At 50.7% G+C, this 25,696-nt stretch carries 23 protein-coding genes and 2 pseudogenes; 19 read left to right on the top strand and 6 right to left on the bottom strand.

Annotation, left to right across the window (positions count from 1 at the left end; all coding sequences use genetic code 11):
• The first annotated feature begins 98 nt into the window (after positions 1-98).
• The 5 genes and pseudogenes from JMF85_RS21490 to larA all read left to right on the top strand — a co-directional run bounded on the left by JMF85_RS21490 (position 99) and on the right by larA (position 5,404).
• Positions 99-1,037 (top strand): FAD synthetase family protein, encoded by a 939-nt coding sequence (locus JMF85_RS21490; RefSeq protein ID WP_201318869.1) that lies wholly within the window; start codon positions 99-101, stop codon positions 1,035-1,037.
• Positions 1,038-1,066: 29 nt separating this feature from the next.
• Entirely contained in the window at positions 1,067-1,492 is a 426-nt protein-coding gene (locus JMF85_RS21485) for a GlcG/HbpS family heme-binding protein (RefSeq protein ID WP_236595946.1), read from the top strand.
• A 98-nt stretch (positions 1,493-1,590) separates the two neighbouring features.
• Complete coding sequence (gene aceB / locus JMF85_RS21480) at positions 1,591-3,192, top strand: malate synthase A (RefSeq protein ID WP_201318868.1); 1,602 nt, start codon at positions 1,591-1,593, stop codon at positions 3,190-3,192.
• A 56-nt stretch (positions 3,193-3,248) separates the two neighbouring features.
• Positions 3,249-4,036: pseudogene (locus JMF85_RS21475) on the top strand (fumarylacetoacetate hydrolase family protein).
• An 84-nt stretch (positions 4,037-4,120) separates the two neighbouring features.
• Positions 4,121-5,404: a nickel-dependent lactate racemase gene (larA, locus tag JMF85_RS21470; RefSeq protein ID WP_201318867.1), complete on the top strand. Its 1,284-nt coding sequence runs from the start codon at positions 4,121-4,123 to the stop codon at positions 5,402-5,404.
• Positions 5,405-5,561: 157 nt separating this feature from the next.
• Here the strand turns inward: larA and JMF85_RS21465 are convergent, their stop codons facing one another.
• The 3 genes from JMF85_RS21465 to JMF85_RS21455 are packed head-to-tail and all read right to left on the bottom strand — an operon-like array spanning position 5,562 to position 7,839.
• Positions 5,562-6,302, bottom strand: a complete 741-nt coding sequence (locus tag JMF85_RS21465) for an ATP-binding cassette domain-containing protein (protein ID WP_201318866.1) — start codon at positions 6,300-6,302, stop codon at positions 5,562-5,564.
• Entirely contained in the window at positions 6,302-6,970 is a 669-nt protein-coding gene (locus JMF85_RS21460; protein ID WP_127606461.1) for an ABC transporter permease, read from the bottom strand. Before JMF85_RS21460 ends, JMF85_RS21465 begins: the two co-directional genes overlap by 1 nt.
• Before the next feature lie 20 nt (positions 6,971-6,990).
• Positions 6,991-7,839, bottom strand: coding sequence for an ABC transporter substrate-binding protein (locus JMF85_RS21455; protein WP_127606460.1), 849 nt, complete (start codon positions 7,837-7,839; stop codon positions 6,991-6,993).
• A 203-nt stretch (positions 7,840-8,042) separates the two neighbouring features.
• Here JMF85_RS21455 and JMF85_RS21450 point away from each other — a divergent pair, with 203 nt between their 5' ends.
• On the top strand, positions 8,043-9,851 hold the full coding sequence (locus JMF85_RS21450; protein ID WP_054795411.1) for an aldehyde ferredoxin oxidoreductase family protein: 1,809 nt from the start codon (positions 8,043-8,045) through the stop codon (positions 9,849-9,851).
• Positions 9,852-9,897: 46 nt separating this feature from the next.
• Here JMF85_RS21450 and JMF85_RS21445 read toward each other — a convergent pair whose 3' ends face one another.
• Together JMF85_RS21445 and JMF85_RS21440 are read right to left on the bottom strand one after the other, a co-directional pair.
• Entirely contained in the window at positions 9,898-10,170 is a 273-nt protein-coding gene (locus tag JMF85_RS21445; protein WP_054795412.1) for a MoaD-like domain-containing protein, read from the bottom strand.
• 66 nt (positions 10,171-10,236) lie between these two features.
• Positions 10,237-10,452, bottom strand: a complete 216-nt coding sequence (locus JMF85_RS21440; RefSeq protein ID WP_308645030.1) for a ubiquitin family protein — start codon at positions 10,450-10,452, stop codon at positions 10,237-10,239.
• A 92-nt stretch (positions 10,453-10,544) separates the two neighbouring features.
• On the opposite strand from JMF85_RS21440, the gene JMF85_RS21435 reads away from it, so the two are divergent.
• The 5 genes and pseudogenes from JMF85_RS21435 to JMF85_RS21415 all read left to right on the top strand — a co-directional run bounded on the left by JMF85_RS21435 (position 10,545) and on the right by JMF85_RS21415 (position 16,272).
• Positions 10,545-11,786 (top strand): molybdopterin molybdotransferase MoeA, encoded by a 1,242-nt coding sequence (locus JMF85_RS21435; RefSeq protein ID WP_201318865.1) that lies wholly within the window; start codon positions 10,545-10,547, stop codon positions 11,784-11,786.
• A 53-nt stretch (positions 11,787-11,839) separates the two neighbouring features.
• Positions 11,840-13,744, top strand: coding sequence for a molybdopterin biosynthesis protein (locus JMF85_RS21430; RefSeq protein ID WP_127606455.1), 1,905 nt, complete (start codon positions 11,840-11,842; stop codon positions 13,742-13,744).
• Between the two features lie 28 nt (positions 13,745-13,772).
• Positions 13,773-14,797: pseudogene (gene moaA, locus JMF85_RS21425) on the top strand (GTP 3',8-cyclase MoaA).
• Positions 14,798-14,924: 127 nt separating this feature from the next.
• Positions 14,925-15,575: a rhomboid family intramembrane serine protease gene (locus JMF85_RS21420; protein WP_127606451.1), complete on the top strand. Its 651-nt coding sequence runs from the start codon at positions 14,925-14,927 to the stop codon at positions 15,573-15,575.
• A gap of 67 nt (positions 15,576-15,642) precedes the next feature.
• On the top strand, positions 15,643-16,272 hold the full coding sequence (locus tag JMF85_RS21415) for a TVP38/TMEM64 family protein (RefSeq protein ID WP_127606449.1): 630 nt from the start codon (positions 15,643-15,645) through the stop codon (positions 16,270-16,272).
• A 93-nt stretch (positions 16,273-16,365) separates the two neighbouring features.
• On the opposite strand, the gene JMF85_RS21410 is transcribed toward JMF85_RS21415, so the two are convergent.
• Positions 16,366-16,860, bottom strand: a complete 495-nt coding sequence (locus JMF85_RS21410; RefSeq protein ID WP_127606447.1) for a metal-dependent hydrolase — start codon at positions 16,858-16,860, stop codon at positions 16,366-16,368.
• 230 nt (positions 16,861-17,090) lie between these two features.
• Between JMF85_RS21410 and JMF85_RS21405 the strand changes: the two genes are divergently transcribed.
• The 8 genes from JMF85_RS21405 to JMF85_RS21370 all read left to right on the top strand — a co-directional run bounded on the left by JMF85_RS21405 (position 17,091) and on the right by JMF85_RS21370 (position 25,620).
• A complete protein-coding gene (locus tag JMF85_RS21405; RefSeq protein WP_054795414.1) occupies positions 17,091-17,456 on the top strand; it encodes a hypothetical protein in 366 nt (121 codons plus the stop codon).
• A gap of 199 nt (positions 17,457-17,655) precedes the next feature.
• Complete coding sequence (locus JMF85_RS21400) at positions 17,656-18,654, top strand: LacI family DNA-binding transcriptional regulator (protein ID WP_127606445.1); 999 nt, start codon at positions 17,656-17,658, stop codon at positions 18,652-18,654.
• Between the two features lie 6 nt (positions 18,655-18,660).
• On the top strand, positions 18,661-18,822 hold the full coding sequence (locus JMF85_RS21395) for a hypothetical protein (protein WP_181410094.1): 162 nt from the start codon (positions 18,661-18,663) through the stop codon (positions 18,820-18,822).
• A 426-nt stretch (positions 18,823-19,248) separates the two neighbouring features.
• Positions 19,249-20,253, top strand: coding sequence for a sugar ABC transporter substrate-binding protein (locus tag JMF85_RS21390; RefSeq protein WP_127606443.1), 1,005 nt, complete (start codon positions 19,249-19,251; stop codon positions 20,251-20,253).
• A 256-nt stretch (positions 20,254-20,509) separates the two neighbouring features.
• A complete protein-coding gene (locus JMF85_RS21385) occupies positions 20,510-21,499 on the top strand; it encodes an ABC transporter permease (RefSeq protein WP_127606441.1) in 990 nt (329 codons plus the stop codon).
• A 51-nt stretch (positions 21,500-21,550) separates the two neighbouring features.
• Positions 21,551-23,239, top strand: coding sequence for a methyl-accepting chemotaxis protein (locus JMF85_RS21380; RefSeq protein WP_127606439.1), 1,689 nt, complete (start codon positions 21,551-21,553; stop codon positions 23,237-23,239).
• Positions 23,240-23,260: 21 nt separating this feature from the next.
• Positions 23,261-24,751, top strand: coding sequence for a sugar ABC transporter ATP-binding protein (locus tag JMF85_RS21375; protein WP_127606437.1), 1,491 nt, complete (start codon positions 23,261-23,263; stop codon positions 24,749-24,751).
• Positions 24,752-24,792: 41 nt separating this feature from the next.
• Complete coding sequence (locus JMF85_RS21370) at positions 24,793-25,620, top strand: sugar phosphate isomerase/epimerase family protein (protein WP_127606435.1); 828 nt, start codon at positions 24,793-24,795, stop codon at positions 25,618-25,620.
• The last annotated feature ends 76 nt before the right edge of the window (positions 25,621-25,696 follow it).

Raw genomic sequence — 25,696 nt, 5'->3', positions numbered from 1 at the left:
CTCTCAACTTCGGGCCCGGCCTGTTTCAACCATTTTTCCGATAAGTGATGCGATCTGGCGTTATTTTGTCTATATATCTCTTTGAAGGGAGAATGGCCGTGAATTGTTATGACTCACCCGTAAACCCGAATGGCGATCAGGCCAAGCAGCCTTGTGTGCTGGTCTTGGGATTTTTTGACGGGGTTCATCTGGCTCATCAGCATATTATAAACAGCGCTAAAAAATTGGCTATCCAGGAAAACATGCAGCTGGCCGTCATGACCTTTTTCCCGCATCCCAAAGAAGTGCTTGACCCCCGGGAAATCCAGAGACCTTGCATGACGCCGTTGTCTTTAAAAATAAAAATATTCGAACAAATGAAGGTTGACGCCCTGTACGTCATTCGTTTTGATAAAGAATTCTCATCGCTTGCTCCGGCTCAGTTTGTTTCCGACTTTATTCTTCCGCTAAACCCCAAACATATCGTTGCGGGATTTGATTTTACATATGGAAAATATGGACGCGGCAATATGGATTCCCTCCGGGACCATACCATGGGGCAAGTAAACATCGTTACGATTGAGAAGCTTGAGCGTCATGGTCAGAAAATTGGCTCCACGCTAATCAGGCAGCTTATACAATCGGGTAAAGTCGATCGTGTGCCGGACTATTTAGGCGATTACTATACGATTCATGGGAGCGTATCGCCAAGCCAGTCCAAATTTTTTAGTTTTAAAGTGAAGGCCTCGGAAAATTATATGTTCCCTCATTCCGGACTTTATCAGATCGCTTGGCATCAGGATGAATACGAAGTGAATGCTGCTTGTTTAATAGACGCAGACTCGCCTGCTCCGAAATGTTTAGTGAAGCTGCCTGACAAATTCATGTTTCCACCAGCCTACGGAAGCGAAATAACGGTAAAGTTCATCACGAAAATAAACGGGATTTATGAAATGACCTGGAACCATGCGGAAACAAGCGGCCTGATTCATCTCTCCCCGACATCGAATTGGAGAAGAGATGACCTGGGGAAAACCGCAAATTACGGCAAGTCCTGATTCAAGATCATAGCAAAGGGGAAATTGCAGTGGCATTTGTTGGACAAAAACCGGTTTTGACGCAAGAGATGACGATGACAATGATAGAAACTTGTGTGCATAAAGCGAATGAATTAGGCATAGCCGTCAATATTATGGTCATGGACGACGGAGGGAACCCGAAAGGGTTTCTTCGTATGGACAAAGCTTCTTTGATTGGTCAGAAAATTGCTCATAACAAGGCCTACACGGCAGTTGGCTTCGGAATTCCGACTTCCGAGTGGTACTCCAAAATCAAAGATAAGCCTGAGCTGCAAGGCATAGCGCATATCGACAACATGATTATTCTTGGAGGCGGCTTGCCCATTTATCACGATTCGCACTTAATCGGCGGTATCGGCGTTTCAGGAGGAACCTCGGAACAAGATATCGTTTGTGCGCAGGCGGCTCTGGACGCTTTGGCCGGACGATCATGACCTGACGGCGGTACGGGATACCCCAAATGCATGGAATCCTACGCCTCGGAAATAGCAATCGGTCAGGGATAAATCAAATAACGAAGGGACGATTCGACATGAAAGAGAACTATCAATTAGACCATGTAGTCATTCAAGGGAAGCAAACAACCGAAATTATGGAAATACTGACTCCCGAAGCGCTGGAGTTTGTCGTGTCGCTGCAGCGGAAGTTTGGAAATACGCGAAAAGAGCTTCTGGCCAAACGGTCCGAGCGGCAGAAAAAAATCGATGAAGGGCATTTGCCGGATTTTCTTCCATCTACCGCAGATATCCGCAGCGGAAAGTGGACGATTGCCCCGGTACCGGCTGACTTGCAGGATCGAAGAGTTGAAATAACGGGGCCGGCCGGCGACCGGAAGATGGTGATCAACGCGCTGAATTCCGGTGCGAAATTGTTCATGGCCGATTTTGAAGACGCCAACTCGCCTACGTGGGAGAACACGATGCTGGGGCAAGTCAACATGCGGGATGCCGTGAATCATACGATCAGTTATGAAAGCCCGGAAGGAAAGTCTTATCGGTTGAATGATAAAGTGGCTGTTTTGATTCCGCGTCCGCGCGGCTGGCATATGGAGGAGAAACACGTTCTCGTCGACGGGGAGCCCGTTTCGGCCAGTTTGTTCGATTTTGGCCTGTACTTCTTTCACAACGTCCGAACGCTGCTTGGCAAAAACAGCGGCCCCTATTTTTACTTGCCGAAGCTGGAATCGCATGAAGAGGCAAGGCTGTGGAACGAAGTGTTCGTCTTCGCTCAAGAAAGGCTCGGGATTCCTCAACAAACGATCAAAGTAACGGTGCTGATCGAAACGATTCTGGCCGCTTTCGAAATGGACGAAATCCTGTATGAATTGCGCGATCATATTGCGGGTCTCAACTGCGGCAGATGGGACTACATCTTCAGCTATATCAAAAAATTGCGCAACAGACCGGACGTCATCCTGCCGGATCGCAGTCTTGTGACGATGACGTCTCCATTCATGCGCGCTTATTCGCTGCTTGCGATCAAAACTTGCCATAAACGGAATGCGCACTGCATTGGCGGGATGGCTGCGCAAATTCCGATCAAGAACGATCCTGAAGCCAACCAGGCGGCTATGGACAAAGTGCGGGCCGATAAGGAGCGGGAAGCTACCGACGGCCACGACGGCACATGGGTGGCGCATCCGGGTCTTGTGCCGGTTGCTATGGAGGTGTTCGATCGGATCATGCCGGCGCCGAATCAGGTGGGCAAGCAGCTGGAGCACGTCGAAGTGACGGCCGCCGATTTGCTGGAGGTCCCGCAAGGACCGATCACGGAATCGGGGCTTAGAACCAATATCAGCGTAGGCATTCAATATATAGAAGCCTGGCTGCGCGGATCTGGAGCCGTTCCGATTCATAATCTGATGGAAGACGCGGCTACTGCAGAAATATCGAGGGCTCAAGTGTGGCAGTGGATTCGTCATCCCAGAGGGGTTTTGCAAGACGGAGGCCCGATCACGGAACAATTGTTCGAGCAAATGGTCGTTGAGGAATTGGCCAAAATTCGAAGTGCGGTCGGTGAAAAACAATATACGCAAGGGAAATATGAACAGGCCAGAGAGCTGTTCAGCCAGATGACCCTCGCTCCTGATTTTGAAGAATTCCTGACGCTGCCCGGTTATCGGCTGCTTGCTTAGTCGGGATAATCGCGGATCGAACAGCTCCTCATCCTAAATAAAGAAGGTGTAAACCAGTGAAATTTGCGCGATTTACCGCAGCGGGAGATCCAACCGTTCGGTCCGGGGTAGTGGTGGACGGAACGGTCCAAGAAATCGTGGGAAATGTATTCGAGACATGGAATTATACGGGGAACAGCTATGCTTTGGAAAGCGTTCAGCTTGTCGCTCCTCTTCAGCCCAGACATATTATCGGGATCGGCAAAAATTATGTGGAATTCGAGCATGAGAGACCGCAGACGTTGCCCAGCATTCCTGTTTTTTCTTTAAACCGGTCAGCACCGTCATTGGTCCGGGAGAGGAAATCATCATTCCGTCCACGCTGGAGCAGGTCAAATTCGAAACGGAAATTGCCGTCATCCTAGGGAAGGAAGGCAAGAATATCCCCGAAGATGATGTGGAGCGTTATATTTTTGGATATACCGTTGCAAACGATGTCGCTTCGCCGGAATATTTCCATCCGGACGGTCATTGGATGGTGGGCAAATCGTTCGATACCTTCACCCCGCTCGGACCTTGGATTGAAACGAAACTGGACACCCGATCTTTGCTGCTGCAAACGCATGTTAACGGTAAAGTGCTGCAGGACAGCAGAAGCAACCTGATGATTGTAGGAATCAATCATATGATTTCTTATCTCAGCAGAGTCATGACCCTGCAGCCTGGAGATGTCATCCTGTCGGGAACGCCGGCCGGAGCTGATTTTATCAAGGACGGGGATACGATTGAGTGTACGGTTGAAGGAATCGGAGCTTTAACCAATAAAGTGGTGAAGATCACCCGCACCGGCGCGACAACTTTGTAATCTGATTGGCGACCCGCCTTATGAATGGGCGGGCGCCTCTTTCATCGTTCGTGATAATGGATAAAGGCATCGGGGGGGTTTTTCTTGAAAACGACGATTTTATACGGAAAAGAAAGCTTACACATCAACGTGCCTGATCATTCGGTCATCATTGAACCGCACCATCTCGAAGGCTTAAAGGACGAGAAGCAAGCCGTCATGAATGCGTTAAGGCAGCCTATCGGCTTACCGCCGTTAAGAGAACTCGTCAAAGCTACGGATCAAATAGCGATTGTCATTAGCGATATTACCAGACCGACTCCGAACGATAAGCTGATTCCATGGATCATTGAAGAACTTCCGCATGTTCCGCTGGATAACTATGTCATTATCAACGGAACAGGCACGCATCGGGATCAGACAAGGGAAGAGTTCGTTCAGATGTTGGGTGAATGGGTCGTGGATCATATCCGCGTTATTAACCATCACTGCCATCATCAAGACGAGCTGGTGAAGGTCGGACACAGCGAATTCGGGTGCGATGCTTATTTGAACAAAGCTTATGTAGAAGCTGATTTCCGTATCGTCACAGGTTTTATAGAGCCTCACTTTTTTGCCGGGTTTTCAGGGGGGCCTAAAGGTATCGTCCCCGGAATTGCGGGGATTGAAACGATTCTGACCTTCCACAATGCCAGGATGATCGGAGACCCTTTGTCCACCTGGGGGAATATGGTCAACAATCCCTTGCAGGACATGACGAGAGAAATAAATCGTATGTGCAAGCCGGACTTCATGTTGAATGTGACCTTGAACAGTCGGAAAGAAATAACGCAAGTGTTTGCCGGAGAACTGTTTGAAGCTCATGATGCAGGCTGCGCATTTACGAAAGAGCATGCCATGATCAGGTGCGATCGCCGGTTTGATGTTGTGATTACTTCCAATTCGGGTTATCCGCTCGATCAAAATTTGTACCAAGCGGTCAAGGGGATGAGCGCGGCCCACAAAATCGTGAAAGAAGGAGGTACGATTATTTGCGCCGCCGAATGTTCGGACGGTCTGCCTAATCACGGTAACTATGCGGAAATTTTGCAAATGAGAAAAACTCCACAAGAAATACTGGACATGATTAATGACCGTTCCTTTAAAATGTTCGATCAGTGGCAGGTACAAAAACAGGCGGTTATTCAAGTTTGGGCGGATGTTTACGTCTATTCGACCTTGGGCGATGAAGACGTCCGGATGGCCATGTTCAAGCCGACCCGGGACATTGAAAATACGTTGGAGCAATTGAAGGCCAAATATGGCGAGAAGATGACGGTGGCCGTGCTGCCGCTTGGTCCGCTAACCATTCCGTATGTGGAGGAGAGTAGGGAAGGAGCTGCGATATGAAAATTTATCATTTAAATAACGCGGCCCGGTTAGTCCAGTATCCGGTTGAAGGTAAATGAGCGATGAAACAGGATGAAGCAGGGATAAGCATGCATGGATGCTTATCCCTGCTTCATGAGCGGCCGGGGTATGGTGCCCGTTCGTCATCCGTTGATCGTCAGTAGACCATTTTTCCGCTAATGAAATCTTGCAGGGTTTCATGCCGAGGCGATTCGAAAAAAGCTTCCGTATCGTTCTGTTCGATGATCTGTCCTTGATGGAGGAACAGACATTGATCGGATAATCGCCGGGCTTGCTGCAAATGGTGGGTAACCATCAGGACCGTCATAGCTCTTTCTTTGCGGATTCGAGTAATGATCTGTTCGATGATAGCTACATTCGCCGGGTCCAGATTCGAGGTCGGTTCATCCAGCAGGAGGAGCTTCGGTTCCAGGACGAGCGCCCGCGCCAGAGCAATTCTTTGGGCTTCTCCCCCCGAGAGAGAGGTCGCTTTACGGCCCGCGGCTGCCTCAAGACCGACCAGGTCGAGCGCTTTCCTCACCAGCTGTGCCCGCCTGCTTCGGGGAACTCCTCTATAGCTGAGCCCCAACGCCACATTGTCAAAAACCGTAGTTTGGAACATCGCGGGCTTCTGCGCGACAAACGCCATCTGTCTTTGTAAATGAACACCCTTCGAGTGGGATAGCTCCGCTGCATTCACCTTATGCCCCCAGATCGATAAGCTCCCTGAACGAGGCTTTTCCAAGAGGTTCAACACCCGTAGAAAGGTGCTCTTCCCGGCACCGCTAGGTCCTACAATTCCATACATGACGCCTTCATCGAAAGATGCAGCGGGGATGGACAAAAGGATGCGCTCCTCGGAGGCAACAGTTAGATTGTGAATTTCTAGCGGTTTCATCAGGTTTTTCTCCTCCCGTCGTTCAGGTTTTGCAAGGCCCCCGCCACGAGAAAGCTGTTAAAAATAAAGCTGATGAGCAGCAGCACAGCACCGATTTGCAGGGCGATATCGAAATTGCCTTTGCGGGTCTCCAGAATAATAGCGGTTGTCATGACGCGAGTCTCATGCTCGATATTTCCGCCGACGAGCATCACCGCGCCGACTTCCGATATCGCACGCCCGTATGCAGTGGAAATGCCGGACCAAATTCCGCCTCTGGCTTCCTTAAGAATCGTCCATACAAGCTGCAAGGGAGTGGCGCCGAGACTTTTGGCCGTTTCGTAATACGTTCTTTCCCGTGCCTGAACCGCAGACATCGTCAGTCCCGTAATAATCGGGGTCACGAGGATGGTCTGCGCGATAATCATAGCTTCGGGGGTGAACAACAGCTGGAAAAAACCGAGCAAACCATATTTGGACAGCGCCATATAAACGATAACGCCGATGAGAACGGGAGGCAGTCCCATCAAAGTAAAGAGCAGAATAACAATAAAGCGCTTTCCCGGAAAGGAATACAGACCTAGAAAAGCGCCGCAGGGGATGCCGACAAGCATACCGAATAGAACGGCTATCGTGGAAACTTGTATGGATAACCCAATAATCTCCATGACCTGCAGACTAAAAATCATAGACACGCCCTTTTAAACCTTTATCTTTTTTTGGCATTCGGGACGAACAGGCCTTTCCCGTAGTCGGCCTTGCCGAACTCTCCGATAAGCTTTTGGCCATCCGGGCCGACGAGGAACTGAATGAACGTTTCCCCATACTCCGCTTTACCGCTGGATTTCACTTGAATGACCCCATATGGATTGAGCAGGGTAGGATCGCCCTCCTTCAATACGACAAGACTTCCTTTGTTGGATAAGTACGTCGCTTCATCCGTAAGGGTATAGGCGTTCTTTTCATCCGCCATTTGGAGCGTGGCCCCCATTCCCTGGCCGGCTGAAAAATACCACGGGCCTTCGGGCTTGAGCCCTGCGGTTTTCCAAATGGACAGCTCCTTCTTATGGGTACCCGAATCATCCCCGCGCGAGATGAAAGCGGCCTTTGCCGCAGCGATGGCCTTAACAGCGTCCGTTGCAGACGTCATCCCCTTCACCCCGGCAGGATCTTCCTTGGGTCCGACAAGCAGAAACTGGTTAAACATCACATCATAAGCGTTCACACCGTAACCGGAAGCGACAAAATCGTCCTCGTCTTTCCTGGCATGAACGAGAAGAACGTCGGCATTCCCGTCTTTCCCCAGTTGGATCGCTTGTCCGGTACCTACGGCTACGACCTTGACCTGAATCCCGGATTGCTTCTCAAAGACTGGAAGAATAACATCCAGTAAACCCGAGTCTTGCGTACTGGTCGTTGTTGCCAGTACAATCGATTTTGTGTCTCCGGCGCTTGCAACGGTACCCTGCGCCGGACTGCTACAGCCTGCGATTACGCCAAACAGCAGCAGGAAACCTACAAGATAAGAGATCACTTGAATCCTTCCGTTCGGCCTCATGGCTCATCCTCCCTAGCAGATCGTTTCCAAAAGATAGAAGTAGTTTCAATTATTAATGTATTACGAAGTTCCTGACATAGCAATCTTTTTTAAAACGGGCGGGGCGCTCGTGAAAAAGCAGGAATTTATTAGGATGTGTCGAAATAATATGAATAGAATGTCAACTTTTTACTTGTTTCACAACCTTTTGGGAGGCGAGTTGAATGAAGTTAGGCGGATTTAAAAATCGAGAAGTCGTTGTCGATCTAACGTCCCGAACCATTGCTTACAGAGAGATTAACGAGGATTTGGCCAGGAAATTTATCGGCGGCCGTGGTCTTGGGGTGAAGTATTTATTAGATAACGGCCCCGATGTGGAAGCGTTTTCGGATGACAATATGCTCTGTATTATGACAGGGCCGGTGTCCGGTTCGAGAACCGTGATGAGCGGGCGCTTATGCGTGGTTACGAAATCTCCGCTCACCGGCACCGTAACCGATTCCCATATGGGAGGATGGACGGCGGCCAGGCTGAAATGGGCGGGCATAGACAATATCATCTTCAAAGGCAAGAGCGACAAGCCCGTTTACCTGTACATCGAGAACGGGCAGGCCGAGCTTCGCGATGCCGGCGATGTGTGGGGACAAGGAACGCGAGCCACCATACAGACGATGAAAGACCGTTATGGGAAAGACAATCTTAGCGTCATGACGATCGGACAGGCCGGAGAAAATCTCGTGCGCTACGCCGGCTTTATGAACGAGAACGACCGTGCGGCCGGACGCGGAGGAACAGGGGCCGTCGCAGGCTACAAAAATCTGAAGGCGATTGTCATCAAGGCTGAGCAAAAAGGAAACATGCCCGTTCCTTCCCGGGACGAAGCCTATAAGAAAGCGAATCAGAACGGTCTTAAGGCTATTATGGAAGGCGGGCTTACCGCTCCGAAGAAGGGCGGATTATCCGTATACGGCACGAACGTGCTCACCAGTCTCATTAATGAAGTCGGGGCTTTGCCGACCATGAACTCCAAATATACGAACTGGGACGGCGCGGAAGGGCATAGCGGGGAGACGGTCAACGCTACGCTGTTGGTTGCCGATAATACGTGCCACGCCTGTCCGGTCGCCTGTAAGAAGGAAGTCGAAGTTAAGGAAGGCAAGTACAAGACCCGCGTGGAAAGCTTCGAATATGAATCGGGCTGGGCGCTGGGGGCGAACTGCGGATTAAGCGATGGAGCCGCGATCTCCTTCATGATCAACATGTGTAACGAATATGGGATGGACACGATTGAACTGGGGAATGTCCTGTCCGTTACGATGGAGGCGGCTGAGAGAGGGCTCATCTCCGAGAATCTCAACTGGGGCGACGCCGATCGGATGATTGAATTGATCGAACAGATGGTTTTCCGCCAAGGCATCGGGGATATCTTAGCTGAAGGGCCTACCCGTGCGGCCGCGCAGTTCGGGGATCCGAATTTGGCTATGGCGGTGAAGGGACAATCGATTCCCGCTTATGACCCTCGCGGTATTCAAGGGATCGGATTGGGCTATGCGACAAGCAATCGCGGAGCCTGTCACCTGCGCGGCTATACCGTAGCCAGCGAGATTGCGGGAATTCCCGAGCCTACGGACCGTCTGAAGGCCGAAGGCAAAGGAGCCCTGCTTAAAGTATTCCAGGATCTTCTCTCGTTCTCCGATTCGATGAACGTCTGTAAATTCTCTTCCTTCTCCGAGAATGCCGACAACTATGCGCAGCAGTACTCGACGATGACGGGCGTGGAGGTTACCGCTGACGATGTGATGAGAATCGGGGAGAGAATCTATAATCTGGAACGTTACTATAACAACCTGGCCGGGTTTAATAAGCGCGAGGACGATTACCTGCCCAAACGCTTCACGGAAGAACCCGCGACAGGGAACAGCGCGGGATCGGTAAGCCGTATGGATATTATGCTTGATGAATATTATCAGGTTCGCGGCTGGGTGAACGGCGTCGTTCCGGAAGAAAAGCTGAAAGAGCTGGAGATTATTTAACTAAAGCACAAACGGGAAAAAGGTGGAATCCAGATTCCACCTTTTTCTACCCTCCTGCCCGAAATGTTTTACGGCGATAGGCGGCAATCACATCCTGGAGCTCCTGTTCGGATGAAGCTTCAAAACGGACAAAAACCGCATTGACAACAAATCGGGATGTAATCCGGACCTGATCTTCCCTCAGGATGTCCGCGCGCCAACCGGGACCATGAAAGACATAAGGAAATGCAAAGGTTTGCTGTTCCGCCTCCAATTCCTTGAAATAATTCATCAGATGCTCGCAGCGAATACCACGGAATTCCAGCGTTTGTTCCGCCATCTTCGAATTATCCTCCTGCTACCGGAGGGAATAGAGCGAACTGGTCCTCCCCGCTAACGAGCGTGTTCAATCCATCTTCGTGAATGATATTTTTTCCGTAATAAACACATGAACGAAGGGCATAAGCTTCCGGTCGCCGTCGAATACTTCCTTTTCCATGGCGGGATAAAGCTTGATTAAATCTTCAAGCACTTGAGCGACAGAGCTCCCGTCAGGGGAAGGCACTTCGACGACTTTGTCCAGGCAAATATCACGGAAATTGGCAAATAGCTTGACCTTCATAGGTTCTGCCCCCTTCTTCGTACCTCTTAATTATAATGGATTTCAACCATATTTGTGTAGATTTGTTACTATTTTCAGAATCGGGAGGGCGCATGAAATTTTTTAATGTAAAAACCGTGGACGAAACGATGGCCGTGATCGAAGAGCAATTCGCCCCTATTCATGAGCCCGTTCGAATTTCGATCCTGGAGGCGGTGGGCCGCATACTTGCGGAGGATGTGTTTTCCCGGGAACAGGTTCCGCCGTTCGCAAGATCTACGGTAGACGGTTATGCGGTTCAGGCGAAAACAACCTACGGCGCCTCCGAGTCCTTGCCCGCTTTCCTTGACATTACGGGTAACATCCATATGGGCAAGAGGGCGGAGCTGCCGCTTGTTGAGGGACAGGCCCAATACATGCCTACAGGCGGGATGCTGCCGGAGGGCGCCGATAGCGTCGTGATGATTGAGCACGTGGAAGAGGTGGGCGACCTGCTTAATGTATATCGGCAGGTAGCTCCCGGAGAGAATGTGATCCGCGCCGGGGATGACGTACGGGTCGGGGATCGTGTGCTGGCCCGGGGGAGCAGGCTCCGCCCGCAGGATGTAGGCGTATTGGCCGCGATTGGCGTAACGGAAATAGCGGTGTACCCCATCCCGATCGTGGGTATTCTGTCCACTGGAGATGAGATTGTGCCTCCGGACAAAGCGGAGCTTTCCCCGGGAGAGATACGCGATATTAACAGCATCATGATCGGCGCCCGGCTTGCCCAACTGGGAGCGAAAGCGGTGTATGGCGGCATCGTGCGGGATGAGTATGAGGAGTTGCTAACGCGTGCTAAAGCCCTGTTCGAACAGGTGGATCTTCTTCTTCTGTCAGGCGGCAGTTCGGTCGGGACGCGAGATTTCACCGTTCAAGTGCTCGAAGCGCTAGGCGAACCGGGGGTGCTTGTACACGGGGTCGCCACGAAGCCGGGCAAACCGACGATTATCGGGAAGTCACAGGGCAAACCGGTCGTAGGGTTGCCGGGACACCCTGTATCGGCTCTGATCATGTTCGATTTATTGGTGGTGTCGATTCTAAGACGGCTTCAGGGCGAATCAAACGAGGTCCCGGATAAACGAAGCCGGGCGCGCATTTCCCGTAATGTTCCTTCGGCCGTGGGGCGAAGCGACTATATCCGGGTTCGTCTCGAAGAGCGCGGGGACGAGCTGTGGGCCGTGCCCGTGTTCGGCAAGTCAGGACTCGTTACAACGATGGTCGAAAGCGACGGCATTGTGGAAATCGCAGCGAACAAAGAAGGCGTTGTCGAAGGGGAACAGGTGAAGGTCATGCTGTTCGGGAGCTCCTATTAAGGACAAATACATAGGGATGACATGGAAGCAGATGGTGTCGGGAGGAGTAAGCAATGCGTAAAATTTATTTGGAAGACACTCCGCTGCAGGACGCCCAGCGTGAATTTGTGGAGAAGATCACGTTTGACCGGAAGATCGAGCGGGTCCGGACAACCGACGCCCTTGGCAGAGTCACGGCGGAGCCTGTTTATGCCAAGGTGTCGATGCCGAATTATCATGCCTCGGCAATGGATGGAGTCGCCGTCCTGGCGGTAAAGACGCATGGGGCGGATGAGAAGAATCCGGTCCGTCTTCAACAAGGCGTTGATTATGCAATCGTCGATACAGGCGATCCGATTCCTTCCGGGTTCGATGCCGTCATCATGATCGAGCATATCCATCAAGTGGATGAGCATACGATTGAGATTCTGGAACCGGTAGCCCCTTGGCAGCATATTCGTCCTATTGGAGAAGACGTCGTCGTGGGTGAAATGATCGTCCCGGCTCACCATGCGCTGCGCGCGGTCGACCTGGGGGCGCTGCTGGCCGGTGGCAACGTAGAGGTGCCTGTCCTGTGCAGACCGAAGGTTGCGATCATTCCGACAGGCACCGAGCTCATCGAGCCGTCCGAGACCGTACATAACGGGGAGATCATCGAGTTTAACGGCACTGTCTTTGCTTCGTATCTGAAAGAATGGGGAGCGGAGCCGATTTACTTCGGTATCGTGAAGGATGAGTACGCTGTCATTAAACAAAAAGTGCTTGAAGCGGCTCGGATCGCCGATATTGTCATTCTGAATGCAGGCTCTTCCGCGGGAACGGAAGATTATACGGTTCACGTTATCGGCGAATTAGGTCAAGTCTTTACTCATGGAGTGGCGACCAGGCCGGGCAAGCCTTCCATTACGGGCGTGGTGGAGGGGACGCCGGTTATTGGAGTACCCGGATACCCCGTGTCGGCCTATCTTTCGCTGGAATGGTTTGCACGGCCGTTGGTTTACCATTATTATGGTCTTATCGAGCCTAAGCGAGCCGCATTGCCCGTCAAGCTCGGCAGACGAGTCGTCTCCGACGTTGGGGCGGACGATTTCGTTCGGATGACGATCGGTTATATTCATGGCGCGTATGTAGCGAACCCTTTGACCCGCGCGGCCGGAGTCACCATGTCTATGGTGCGCGCGGACGGAATGCTTCGAATTCCTGCGGGGCATATGGGCTATGAGCAAGGCGAAGTGGTAGAGCTCGAGCTTTATCGGCCCAAAGAGCAGATCGATCGTACGACGGTTATAACCGGTAGCCATGACCTGTCCGTCGACGTCCTGCATACGTTGCTGCGCAAAGAACATCCGGATCGTTTCCTGGTATCCTCTCATGTTGGAAGTATGAGCGGCATTCTCGCCATCCAGAAAGGAGAGGCCCATGCGGCCGGTATCCATCTGTTCGACGAGGAATCGGGAACCTACAACGTTCCTTATATTGAAAAGCACTTAAAAGGGCATGACGTCGTATTGATTCAATTAGTCTATCGCGAACAAGGCTGGATCCTTCCTAAAGGGAATCCTTTAGGAATAAGATGTATGGAAGATCTTGTAAAGCCTCACGTCACTTACATCAATCGTCAGCGGGGGGCTGGGACGAGGCTGTTATTTGATTATTTGTTAAAAAAAGAAGGTCTCAGCCGGGAAGCGGTATACGGATACGATCGCGAAGCGATCAATCACCTCAGCATAGCGGCGGCTGTGGCGGGAGGAGCGGCGGATGTCGGTCTCGGCATTTATTCGGCGGCCCAGGCGATGGGTCTTGATTTTATCCCGGTAGCCGAAGAGCGGTACGACCTCTTGATGACCAAGCGCTTTTACGACAGTCCGGAAGGGCAAATGCTGGTGCATGTCATTCAATCCGAATCGTTCAAGACGGAGATGGAAGCCTTGGGCGGGTACAGCTGCAGGGAGTCCGGACAGATTGTTTTTGAGAACTAACTTCGATCGTAGAGGGAGTGATTAGCACATGCAGGAACCAACTCATCCTATTGTTGACAAGCTACAACGCCCTCTTCGTGACCTGCGTATGTCTGTGACGGATCAATGCAATTTCCGTTGCCGGTATTGTATGCCGGAAGAAATATTTGGGCCTGATTACAAATTCCTTCCTAAGGAAAAGCTTCTAACCTTCGAAGAACTGACCCGGATTACCCGGATATTTGTTTCGCTCGGTGTGGAGAAAGTGCGCATCACCGGCGGGGAGCCGCTCATGCGCAAAGAACTTCCTACGCTCATCCGCATGATCCGTGAAATCGACGGAGTCAAGGATATTGCCATGACGACCAATGGCTCTTTACTCGCGAAGCACGCGAAATCGCTAAAGGAAGCGGGATTACACCGGGTAACGGTGAGCCTCGATAGCCTGGATGATGATCGGTTTGGGCAGATGAACGGACGCGGTTTTAAAGTATCCCGCGTTCTGGAAGGAATTGACGCCGCTGCGTCGGCGGGCTTGCAAGTGAAAGTGAATATGGTCGTCCAGAAGGGAACGAACGACCAGGATGTTGTTCCCATGGCTAAATACTTCCGCGAGAAAGGGCATATCTTGCGTTTTATTGAATATATGGACGTCGGCAATTCCAATGGATGGAGACTCGATCAAGTGCTTCCCAGCCATGAGCTTGTAGCGCGAATCCATCGTGAAATGCCGATCGAGCCGGTTAAGCCCAATCATTATGGGGAAGTGGCCTCGCGGTACCGCTATGTAGGAGAGGAGCGGGAGATCGGCTTGATCTCTTCGGTTACTCAAGCCTTTTGTTCTACATGTACCCGGGCAAGGCTCTCCGCGGAGGGGCAGCTGTACAGCTGTTTGTTCGCTTCAGCGGGCACCGATCTTCGCGCCCCCTTGCGTGAGGGGTGGAGCGATCCGCAGATCCGGGAATTTATCAGGGATTACTGGAGCCAGCGCAAAGATCGTTATTCCGAAGAAAGGCTTTCCAATACGCCGGGACTCAAAAAAAGAAAGTCGAAATGTCACACATCGGAGGCTGACAGGACGGCTCTGTTCGCACAATGGCGACGGAGTCGTTCTTTGTTCCAACGTTAAACATAGTGAATAACGGGTATGGCATGGGGCGATTCCAGGTGAATTCGGCTAAAAGGGAAAGGAAGAGGAAGCTTGTTTGCTCGAAGAGAAAGTTTGAAGCAGTACGTTCGGCTGTATCCGGTCACCACGACGCTGATCGCGATTCATTTGCTCCTCATGGCGGCCATGGAAGTGTACGGGTCGTCGAAGGATACCGCCACCTTGCTCCGGTTTGGAGCGATGTTCGATCTTCCCGGTTTGCAGCCGGAACCGTGGCGATACGTATCGTCCATCTTCTTGCATATCGGGTTCGAGCATTTACTGTTTAACAGTTTTGCGCTTTACGTATTCGCGGCGCCGCTTGAACGAATGCTTGGCTCCTGGCGGTATGCGGTTTTCTATTTGATATGCGGGATTATCGGCAACCTGGCCAGTGCGTGGCTGCACACGGATTCCTATGTCGGGGCCGGGGCGTCGGGAGCGATCTACGGCGTGTATGCCGCGTACTTGTACTTGTCGGTTTTCCGCAAGGATCTGATCGACTACCAGTCGAAGCAAACGGTTAGAACGATTGTCATTATCGGGTTCGTTTACTCCATCCTGATTCCGAATGTCGACATCTATGCCCATGGCGGCGGGTTCGTCGGCGGGCTGGCGGTATCGGCAATCTTGACGCTGTTCGTGAAGAAACGGAAAAGCAGGGGGAGTGAGGGAGATCAGAGCGGAACGATTGAAGGAAATTGACCATGGAGCGTTTTAGAATAACAACAAATATGCGAAACTAGCAGTTATTACGGTTTGGGAGACTATCATGTACAAAAAACTAGGTTTGGCGATCCTCTACTTAGGAATTGCCTATCTCATTTACATTTACGGGGATGTCATCCTGGCTTGGTTCCATCCATCTAATCATGTGGCAGTAGTCATAATTATCGCAACGTTGATGGCCTTATTTCCGGTCATTCCCTATCCTGTTGTCGGGGGCGTGATCGGCGCGGCATATGGCCCTGCCCTAGGAGCGGTTATCACGTGGGCAGGCTCCGCAACGGCTTCGATGCTGATGTTTTTATTTATTCGTTATGGATATCAAGAATGGGGCGTGCGAATATTGCACCGTCACAACAGCCTGGGAAAAATCACGGCGTTGTTCGAACAAAATGCGTTTTTGGCCATTCTCTTTACCCGATTGATTCCGTTCGTTCCTTCTATCCTTGTAAATATATATTCGGCCCTAAGCCGCGTTTCGTTTGCCGCTTATGCCGCTGCTTCCTCCCTGGGCAAAATACCGGCGATGCTGTTGTTTGCTCTGGTGGGGGATCATTTGATGACGGAGCCGGGGAATATCGTGATCACGATTGGCATCTATGGTGTTTTTCTGGGGCTCATTGTCTTGATTTATCATCTGTGGAAAAAAAAACGGGGCTTCGTTCAAGAAAATTGAAACAAGGATAGTCTACCTGCAGCGGCGGCGCATGACCGGCAGTGTGACTATCCTTTTTGCATGATTGGCAGGCACTCAAGGAAAGCTTGGTGCTCAGAATTCAATCGTTCTGAAAGGAATCCACAAGCTTATGGCAAGCAGCAGCCATTGAAATACCGTCTCGCTCATCGATCCCGTATCCACAGCCAGAAATTTGGGAAGTACGCGAACTTTCAATTTCAGCGGCCAGAACAGCTGCACGCCCTTCTCATTGAGTAAATCGATAAGCGGGTGTGAAGCATAGGCGGCGATGAATACCCAGTAATAAAGTACGGGCAAAGGAAGAGCCAGAAGCATTAAAGCCCCGATAAACAGACAGGAATGCGTAACCGTCCTGTGACGTACGTTCAGAATGCGGAGCAGTGCCGACAACGGAAAAAGCACCCTGGCCATCGTCGACCCCTGTTTATCTACATCGGCCAAAGTGCCGGCTAAGCAACCAAGCAGAAGAGCCCCGGCCGCCTCCCAGGATAAAAAAGTCACGTCATGATAAACAAGCGTGATTTCAGCAGCCACGAGCCCTGCCGCGCTGTGTGTTTTTTGTAATATAAAAACTCCTCCTTAGCATATACCCCAAACATGATGCAGAACAGTATAGTTTTCGGATCGTACATCCGATTACGGTAGGTGACAGCAGAAAAAATTCATGGACAGTTTCCGGTACACCCCTGTTTGAAGCCGGATACAAGCGGAGGCGGGCTGTGATATAATGGGGAACGAACTTTGCTTCAACGGTTGGGATAAGGGTTGTTTCCAATTTTCGCGAAAATGGTGATGGGATGGAACAGTTTGGAGCTTGGATCGGTTTGGGGCTGCTGCTGCTGGCCGGCTATGTGCTGCGTCAAAGACACAAGCGCACCGGGCCCCTGGGAAAAGCGCTCTCCAGGCTTCGCGAGCTCACCCGAAGAGTACGGGAGGGAGAGAGCGCGAGCACGGACTTGGCGGAATGGGAGGATAACCTTCGGACGCTCGAAGGTTATCCGAATAACTACAATGAACTGAACATGGAGATTCAATTCATGGTGGCGTTCCGTAAGTTCCTGGAGCAGCATGCTCCGGAGGATGCCAGGATCGAAACGCTGCTGGAGATCGAGCGGCACCGCAAAGATACGATTCTCGGGTTCAACATCCATTTGGATAAATAGCGCAAGCAAGGGTCCCGCAGTTGCTATAATGCCTCCGGGATCTTTTGCTGTTTGCGGAGTTCAGTCGGCGTGACCGCAATACAATTCCCGAAAAGTCTGTTGGTTTCAAAAAAAAGTAAATGGTAGTGTTTTCATTGGTATTATAGTACAATAACAAATCAAATGACATGTTTTCATCAAAAGAAAGAGTGTAATGCCTATGAAGCCGACCATTTATGACATCGCCAAGGTCGCAGGTGTTTCGACCGCTACTGTTTCCAAGGTTATCAACAACAAGGGAAGAATAAGCGATAGGACGAAGGAGAAAATTTACCAAATCATGGACGAGATGCGATATCGGCCTAATGTACTGGCTTCCGCATTGAAGGGGAAATGCACGTACCAGATCGCACTGCTGATCCCGGATATGGATAACCCGATTTATGCGCAGTACTTGAAGCATATCGAGGATCGCGGGCAAGAACTTGGTTTCAGTATCGTGATGTGCAGTACCGACAATAATCCGGAGAAAGAAGCAAAACATATTACGCTATTAAGGCAAAAGAAGGTCGACGGTTTTATTATCGCTTCAAAATTTAGCAACGAAGAGCTACTGAGCGAGCTGCTTCAAGATGAAGTTCCCGTCGTGCTCTTTGCGCACGAGCGGCCGGAAATGGCCATCGATAGTGTGACCGTCGACGATTATTGGGGCGGATTTATGGCGACCGAGCATTTGATCTCCCTGAAACACGAAAAAATAGGCGTTATTGCTGACGATTCGATCAGCTGCCGGGAGCGAATCCGCGGGTACACATCGGCTTTGCGCAGTGCCGGGCTTAGCGCGGAGGACAACATGATTGTCATAACCCGCTCCAAAATGGCAGATGCGGAAATCGCCGCCGGAACTTTATTGGATTTGACGGATAGGCCCACTGCGATATTCGGATGTAACGATATCATGGCGATTGGGGTTATGCAAGCGGCCAGAAAACGTCATCTTACAGTCCCGGACGAACTGTCTGTCATCGGCTTCGATAACACACAAATGTGTACAATCGTAGTTCCTGAACTTTCTTCCATTGCGATGCCGGTCCATGAATTGGGGAAAAAAGCAATCGATATGCTGATTGACAAAATTGAACGCCAAGCGAATCTCAAGCAGAACATAAAAATGCCCCCACAGCTCGTGATTCGAAATTCCACCTCGAAGAAAAAGTAAGAAAGCATGGCGAAAATCGGAAATAACCAAGAACTTTGTTGCAAAAAAAGAGCAAATAAATTAAAATGTGCTAAAAAGGTAATCGATTACCCCGAAAAGGAAGCGCTTACTTTAAGGTTGACTGCGCCAAACTGCCGGCAGTGGCAGCAGGATGGTTCAGCAGCATAAAATTCGATCCGGCAGGAGGATGCCTGTTCGTATACCGACAAAATTCTTATGAAAGGGATTGCAAGAAATAAAAGGTTATAGTAAAATGCAGGTAAAGCGCTTAATCTGGTAAATGTTTCTCTGGAATGAGTGCTTTACTTTATAAAGGGTAAAGCGCTTAACCCAATTTACGTAAAGAAGCTTGCAGGCGATGATAAGACGAGTAAGCGGCAGCAAATCGATGCAGGATTCACGAGGTGGCTGGAGAAATGTCCGTCGTCCGCAAGAAGAACGAACCATGAACGCCGTATCCTGCGAACGCTTACATCACACTTTAAGGAGGTGAGGAAAGGAAAGACTGGGAGTTTACACCATCCAGTAAGTGAGTTATAGCGTCTAGTCAGTCACAGGAGAGCGCTTGATCAAACTCGTTGAGGGGGAAGTACTATGAAAAAATTCAGCATGGTCCTATTGTTAAGTTTGGTGTTTGCAATGATCGTTTCCGCTTGTTCTTCCGGCACTAACCAATCCACAGCACCGGATCAAAGCGGGGCCAAGCCTTCCGGTGGTAATGATGCCGCTTCCGGCGGTAAAAAAATCGTGATCGGCGCCGCGCTCCCGGACTTTAGCGACAAGTGGCTGAGCTATCTGCAGGACGGGATGAAGAAATACCAGGCGACTCAGAAAGATGTCGAAGTGACCTACGTTGACGCGCAGAATGATGCGAACAAACAGCTGGCGCAAGTTGAGAATTTCATCTCGCAGAAGGTTAACGCGATTGCGATTGTTCCGGTCGATACGGTATCCATTGTAGACATGGTGGACCGCGCCAATAAAGCCAACATTCCGATCGTCGTTGTGAACCGTTCTTATGATGGTGTGGATAAAGCGACGTCCTACGTTGGTTCCGAATCCATTACGGCGGGCATTATGGAGATGGAAGAAGTGGCCAAGCTGCTGAATAACAAAGGAAATATCGGCATCATGACCGGACAATCGGGGCAGGAAGCGCAAATCAAACGGACTGAAGGAAATAAACAAATCATCAGCAAGAACCCTGAGATGAAATTGGTACTGGAAGGAACGGGTTCCTGGGATCGTGCCAAAGGAATGGCTCTGATGGAGAACTGGTTGAACTCCGGTCAAAAAATCGATGCGGTTGTCTCCAACAACGACGAAATGGCGATCGGCGCGATTATGGCGGCGGAAGCGGCAGGCAAAGCGAAGGACATCGTGTTCGCAGGCGTCGATGCAACCCCGGATGCGCTCGAGTTCGTGAAATCCGGCAAGCTGCATGTCACCGTGTTCCAAAATGCGGACGGCCAAGGCAGGGGCGCATTGGAAACGGCTATTAAAGCGGCAAAAGGCGAGAAGGTAGAAAAGAATGTTTACATTCCTTATGAGCTTGTGACCAAAGCCAACGTGGAAGAGTACATCAAAAAATGGCAGTAATCCAATACGGGTAGCCTTATAGTTTTATAGTTTCATTCGAACGACATTCAGCGTGGAAGGACACCCCATCCGGGATGTGTCCTTCCGCAACAAGTCTTTAAGCACGATGTTTGGTCTATGAGATGCAGTTCATTCAAGGCTCAACGGCGAAAAGAAAGTCATTTCTTCCACCGAAGGATGCTATTACATATGTAGTCCGTGTTGACGCAAGCCGGACGCGATTTAAAGAAACACATTCATACTGGAGGATAAGCATATGAAAGAAACTGTAATTGTACAGGGCCAAAAACCGGGTCCGCAAGAACGTTCAACGAAGGCGAAAGCTTTGCTCGGTCGTTACGGCATGCTGCTCATATTGATCGGTCTCGTCATTCTCATGTCCTTGCTGTCCCCTACGTTTTTCACCTCAGGCAATATTTTGAACATTATTAGACAGATGTCCGTGGTAGGTATCGTCGCCATCGGCGTGACTATGATCATTATTACGACGGGAATCGACCTGTCTTCCGGATCCGTCATCGCCCTTACGTCTGTCGTCGTCGCCAGCATGTCGCACCCCGGCAGCTTTCCGCTGGCCCTTGCGCTTCTGGTCGGGCTGGCTATCGGAGCGGGCACGGGTCTAATCAGCGGAACGATTATTGCCAAAGGGCGGATTGCTCCATTCATCGTCACTTTGGGCATGATGACAGCAGCTAGAGGAGCCGCCTTGCTGTTTACCGGCGGGAAGCCGATCGGCAATCTTTCCGACTCCTTCAAGTTCATCGGGCAAGGCAGCGTACTAGGAATTCCTATGCCGATTATCATCTTTTTCATTGTGGCTCTTGTGTCCTACATTATTCTGAACAGAACGAAGTTCGGTAAATATATTTATGCGATCGGCGGCAACGAACAAGCGGCTGTGATTGCAGGCGTTAATGTGGAAAAATATAAAATACTGATTTACGGTTATGCCGGCTTGCTGTCCGCGATTGCCGGTATCATTCTGACTTCCCGGATTGCATCCGGTCAGCCGACGGCCGGTATGATGTATGAGCTTGACGCGATCGCTGCAGCCGTTATCGGGGGAACGAGTCTTTCCGGCGGCATCGGTACGATCGGCGGCACGGTTATCGGCGCGCTGATCATCGGGGTCATGAACAACGGGTTGGATTTGCTGAACGTGTCCTCGTACTGGCAGCAAATTTTGAAGGGCGTCATCATCACGGTAGCCGTATTTATCGACTCGAAGAAGAACAAGAAAAAGTAAGAGAATGTCAAGAGATGACTCGGGGAATGACGGGAAAGGGGGGGGTACAAGATGAGAATATCCATTCTGCAAAAACTGCTGGCCGGTTTTCTGGTTATCGCCGTGATCGCCGGTTGTGCGGGTACCATGTATTATCTTTCCTTGAATCGAATCGATCAGTCCCTTTCCAACATCTTAGACCGTCATGCCGTCATGAAGTCTTACGCGGACAACCTCAAATATTACGCAACCACGCAAAACGGTAATTTGAACGCTTATTTATTGACCAAGGATGCCTTCTTTAAGACGGACTTTTCGAATACGAACGCACGCATGGACGAATTGTTCGCGCAGATGAAAAGCGCGCTTGCCGATCCCGCAATGCTGGAGCAGCTGGAGTATACGATCAAACTGAACAAGCAATATAAGGAGAAGGTGGACCGGATATTCGGGCTTCCCAAAGATCAGTTGGAAAGCGCCGTTCAGGAAGCGAAAACCGGTATACTTCCGCTTGGCGTCGTGATTGTCAAGTTCGCCGGGCAGTTATCCGACAAGCAGGACCAATTGATGAATGCAGAGAAGGCGGCGAGTCAAACCGTCATCACCGATATTCGCAGGCTGGTCATCTCCGTCAGCGTCATCAATCTCGTGCTGGCTTTAATCATCGGGTATTTCATCTCAAGGATGATCTCGAAGCCGCTGCGCCAGTTGTCGGAGACGGCCAAGTCGATCTCCGGCGGCGATCTTGCGATTGCGGATGTGCAGGCAACGAGGCGGGATGAGCTCGGACAACTGGCTGAAGCTTTCAATCAGATGAAGAACAATTTGCATCATTTGGTCGTAGAAATCAACCAGGGCGCCGGTGAAGTCATCGCCGTATCTAAAGAAGTGTCCGAAGGGACGGAGCAGACGGGGAAAGCTGCCGAGCATGTCGCCGAAATCATGACGCATTTATCGGAGAGCACGGAAAATCAGGTACAGAGCGTGGAAAGCAGCTTGCAAGCTGTTTACGATATGGCCTCGGACATTCGCCGGATCGATCAAAGCAGCCAGCACGCCATGGGAATTGCCGGAAACGCGCTGGAGAAGGCCGTGGAGGGTGACCGTGAGATCAACGGAATCACGAACCAGATGGAAACGATTCAGAAGCTGATGAGTCAGTTAGAGCATACCATGCAAACGTTGAGGGCCAGATCGCGCGAAATCGACGATATTAATAAAGTGATTTCTTCGATTGCGACGCAAACGAATCTGCTTTCATTAAATGCGGGGATTGAAGCGGCAAGAGCGGGAGAGCACGGGCGTGGATTCGCGGTCATCACCTCGGAAATCCGCAAACTGTCGCAGCAGACGAATGATTCGGCGGGACGGGTCACCGAGCTTGTGACCGGCATTCAAACGGAGACGATGTTCGCGGTCCAATCCGTTGAAGAGATGGTCGTGGAGGTTTCCAGAGGGATCAACGCCTCGACGGCCGTCGGAGACCTGTTCGGCGGAATCCGAGATTTGGTTCAGGATACGACGGAACAAATCCGCGACGTCTCGGAATCGCTGCGCCACTTATCGAACCATTCGGAGAAAATCGTCCAATCGGTGGAGCAAATATCGGGCTTCTCGGAGACGATAGCAACCGGGACACAAAGTGTAACGGCGGTTACGGAGGAACAGCTGGCATTTCTTCAGCAAAATACGGCCCATGCAAACACGCTGTATGCCATGGCCGAGAAACTGCACCGAACGGTTCATCAATTCAGAGTCTGAAATCCAAACGAGGTGATTATGATGGCCAACGATTACATATTGGAACTGGAGCATATTACCAAAACGTTCCCTGGTGTGAAAGCGCTGGACGACATCCAGTTGAAAGTCCGAAAAGGCACGGTTCATGCCTTGATGGGAGAGAACGGTGCGGGCAAATCGACGCTGATGAAAATCATCTTCGGCATTTATACGCCCGATCAGGGAACGGTGAAATTCAAAGGTCAGGAAATCAAGCTGTCCGGATCGAAGGATGCGCTGAGCCGGGGCATTTCGATGATTCATCAGGAACTGAGCCCGATCCCGCAGATGACGGTAGCGGAAAATATTTATTTGGGGCGGGAAACGACGACAGGATTCGGATGGCTCGACAAGAAAAAAATGGTGGAGGATACCCGCAAGCTGTTTGAAACGTTGAAAATCGATATCGATCCGAACGCCAAAATGATTGATCTCAGCATCGCCAACACGCAAATGGTGGAGATTGCCACGGCGGTTTCTTACAACGCGGATTTGATCATTATGGACGAACCGACGTCCGCTATTACCGATAAAGAGGTTGAACAGCTGTTCGCCATTATCGGATCGCTCAAGGCCAAAGGAGTTTCCATTATCTATATTTCGCACAAGATGGATGAAATTTTCCGGATTTGCGACGACATTACCGTGTTCAGAGACGGTCAATATGTCGGCACCAAAGCGGCGAAAGAGCTGGACCAGGAATCGCTGATCCAAATGATGGTCGGTCGGGAGATCAAGCAGGTGTTTCATAAGGAAGATGCGGATATCGGGGAAGTTGTGCTGTCCGTCAAAAACCTGTCGCGCGAAGGCAAGTTTAACAACATCAGCTTTGATGTAAGAAAAGGAGAGATTCTGGGTATTGCCGGATTGATGGGCGCAGGAAGGACCGAGGTCATCGAGAGCATCTTCGGCATTCACCCGCCTGATGCCGGCGAAATCTACATCAACGGGGTCAAGGTGAGCATCCGTTCTCCCCGGGATGCGATTAAACACAAGATCGGCTTATTGACGGAGGACCGCAAAATTACGGGAGCCTTCCTGCCTATCTCGATCCGGGATAATATGATCATCTCCAGCATCGACAGCTATTTGAATAGAGGCGGTTTTATTAAGAGAAAGCTCGTCACCGACATGTGCAACTTGTTCGTTGAACGGCTGAGCATCAAAACGCCGAGTCTGGATCAGCTCATCATGAATTTAAGCGGAGGCAACCAGCAAAAAGTGCTGCTCGCAAGATGGCTGTTGAACAACCCGGACATTCTCATTCTGGATGAACCGACACGGGGGATCGACGTCGGAGCTAAATCCGAAATTCATAAGCTGATGTCCAGATTGGCGCAGACGGGAAAAGCGATTATCATGATTTCTTCCGAGCTCCCGGAAGTGTTGGGCATGAGCGACAGAGTCGTCGTTATGCATGAAGGGCGCAAGAAGGGCGAGCTCAGCCGCGCGGAAGCGAATCAGGAAAAAATTATGGAATTGGCGTACAGTTAACGATTGAAGAAGACAGATACTTGTAGAAAGCGGTGGCTCCTGTGAAAATAGCTTTTAATCAAGCGACAACGATGAAGTATTCGACATTGCAGCAGGACTTGGAGGTTTGCGAGAAATACGGATACGATCTGATCGAAATCCGCTTGGATAAACTGAAGGCGTACTTGGAGAATCATACGGTAGAGGAGCTCAAGCAGTTTTTTGAGCGGAATCGCATTAAACCGTATGCCTTCAACGCGTTGGAGTATATCAACCATAGAGACGAACCGGGATATCGGCAAATCAAGGACGATCTGAAGTTTCTTTGCGAAGTGGGCAAGGTCATCGATTGCAAGACGATTATCGTCGTTCCGACCTTTGATATCGGGGACTATACGAAGAGTCAAATTAAAGAGGAAACCGTGAAAGTCCTCCATGAATTGGCCGATATCGCGCAAGCCTACGATACGAGGCTCGCGCTGGAATTTGTAGGGTATCCGAACTGCTCGGTTAATACGTTCGGTCAAGCGTACGACATCGTGGAAGCCGTCAACCGGAACGATGTCGGCGTGGTGCTGGACTGCTTTCACTTTCATGCGATGAATTCCAAAATCGAAGATTTGCAGCGGGCGGAGCCTTCCAAAATTTTCGTGTTTCATATTGACGATTGCGAAGATTTGCCGGTTGGCGCGCTGCGCGACCATCACCGGGTGATGCCTGGGGAAGGCGCGGTAAACCTGGACTTACTCCTGCGCACTTTGAAGGATATCGGCTACAGTGAGATGGTTTCCGTCGAGCTGTTCAGACCGGAATACTGGGAGTGGGATATCGAAAAAACGATTCGTGTGGCTAAAGAGTCCACCGAGAAAGCGATCAAAGCTTATTTCTAGCGGTTCGCAGGACGGAGCGGGACGGATCGGTGTACTCACTCGCACAGCGCTGGTATGCGCTAAACAGGCAGGCAGC

This window comes from Paenibacillus sp. EPM92 (assembly GCF_016586185.1).
GTDB lineage: Bacteria > Bacillota > Bacilli > Paenibacillales > NBRC-103111 > Paenibacillus_G > Paenibacillus_G validus.
Note: the sequence above shows the minus strand (reverse complement) of the source record. Positions and strands in the feature narration are given on the sequence as shown.

Coding starts and splice junctions, on each gene's coding strand:
- aceB (WP_201318868.1), top strand. CDS start 1,591: ATGAAAGAGAACTATCAATTAGACCATGTAGTCATTCAAGGGAAGCAA.
- JMF85_RS21465 (WP_201318866.1), bottom strand. CDS start 6,302: ATGAAACCGCTAGAAATTCACAATCTAACTGTTGCCTCCGAGGAGCGC.
- JMF85_RS21460 (WP_127606461.1), bottom strand. CDS start 6,970: ATGATTTTTAGTCTGCAGGTCATGGAGATTATTGGGTTATCCATACAA.
- JMF85_RS21455 (WP_127606460.1), bottom strand. CDS start 7,839: ATGAGGCCGAACGGAAGGATTCAAGTGATCTCTTATCTTGTAGGTTTC.
- JMF85_RS21450 (WP_054795411.1), top strand. CDS start 8,043: ATGAAGTTAGGCGGATTTAAAAATCGAGAAGTCGTTGTCGATCTAACG.
- JMF85_RS21445 (WP_054795412.1), bottom strand. CDS start 10,170: ATGGCGGAACAAACGCTGGAATTCCGTGGTATTCGCTGCGAGCATCTG.
- JMF85_RS21440 (WP_308645030.1), bottom strand. CDS start 10,452: ATGAAGGTCAAGCTATTTGCCAATTTCCGTGATATTTGCCTGGACAAA.
- JMF85_RS21435 (WP_201318865.1), top strand. CDS start 10,545: ATGAAATTTTTTAATGTAAAAACCGTGGACGAAACGATGGCCGTGATC.
- JMF85_RS21430 (WP_127606455.1), top strand. CDS start 11,840: ATGCGTAAAATTTATTTGGAAGACACTCCGCTGCAGGACGCCCAGCGT.
- JMF85_RS21415 (WP_127606449.1), top strand. CDS start 15,643: ATGTACAAAAAACTAGGTTTGGCGATCCTCTACTTAGGAATTGCCTAT.
- JMF85_RS21405 (WP_054795414.1), top strand. CDS start 17,091: ATGGAACAGTTTGGAGCTTGGATCGGTTTGGGGCTGCTGCTGCTGGCC.
- JMF85_RS21400 (WP_127606445.1), top strand. CDS start 17,656: ATGAAGCCGACCATTTATGACATCGCCAAGGTCGCAGGTGTTTCGACC.
- JMF85_RS21395 (WP_181410094.1), top strand. CDS start 18,661: ATGGCGAAAATCGGAAATAACCAAGAACTTTGTTGCAAAAAAAGAGCA.
- JMF85_RS21390 (WP_127606443.1), top strand. CDS start 19,249: ATGAAAAAATTCAGCATGGTCCTATTGTTAAGTTTGGTGTTTGCAATG.
- JMF85_RS21385 (WP_127606441.1), top strand. CDS start 20,510: ATGAAAGAAACTGTAATTGTACAGGGCCAAAAACCGGGTCCGCAAGAA.
- JMF85_RS21380 (WP_127606439.1), top strand. CDS start 21,551: ATGAGAATATCCATTCTGCAAAAACTGCTGGCCGGTTTTCTGGTTATC.
- JMF85_RS21375 (WP_127606437.1), top strand. CDS start 23,261: ATGGCCAACGATTACATATTGGAACTGGAGCATATTACCAAAACGTTC.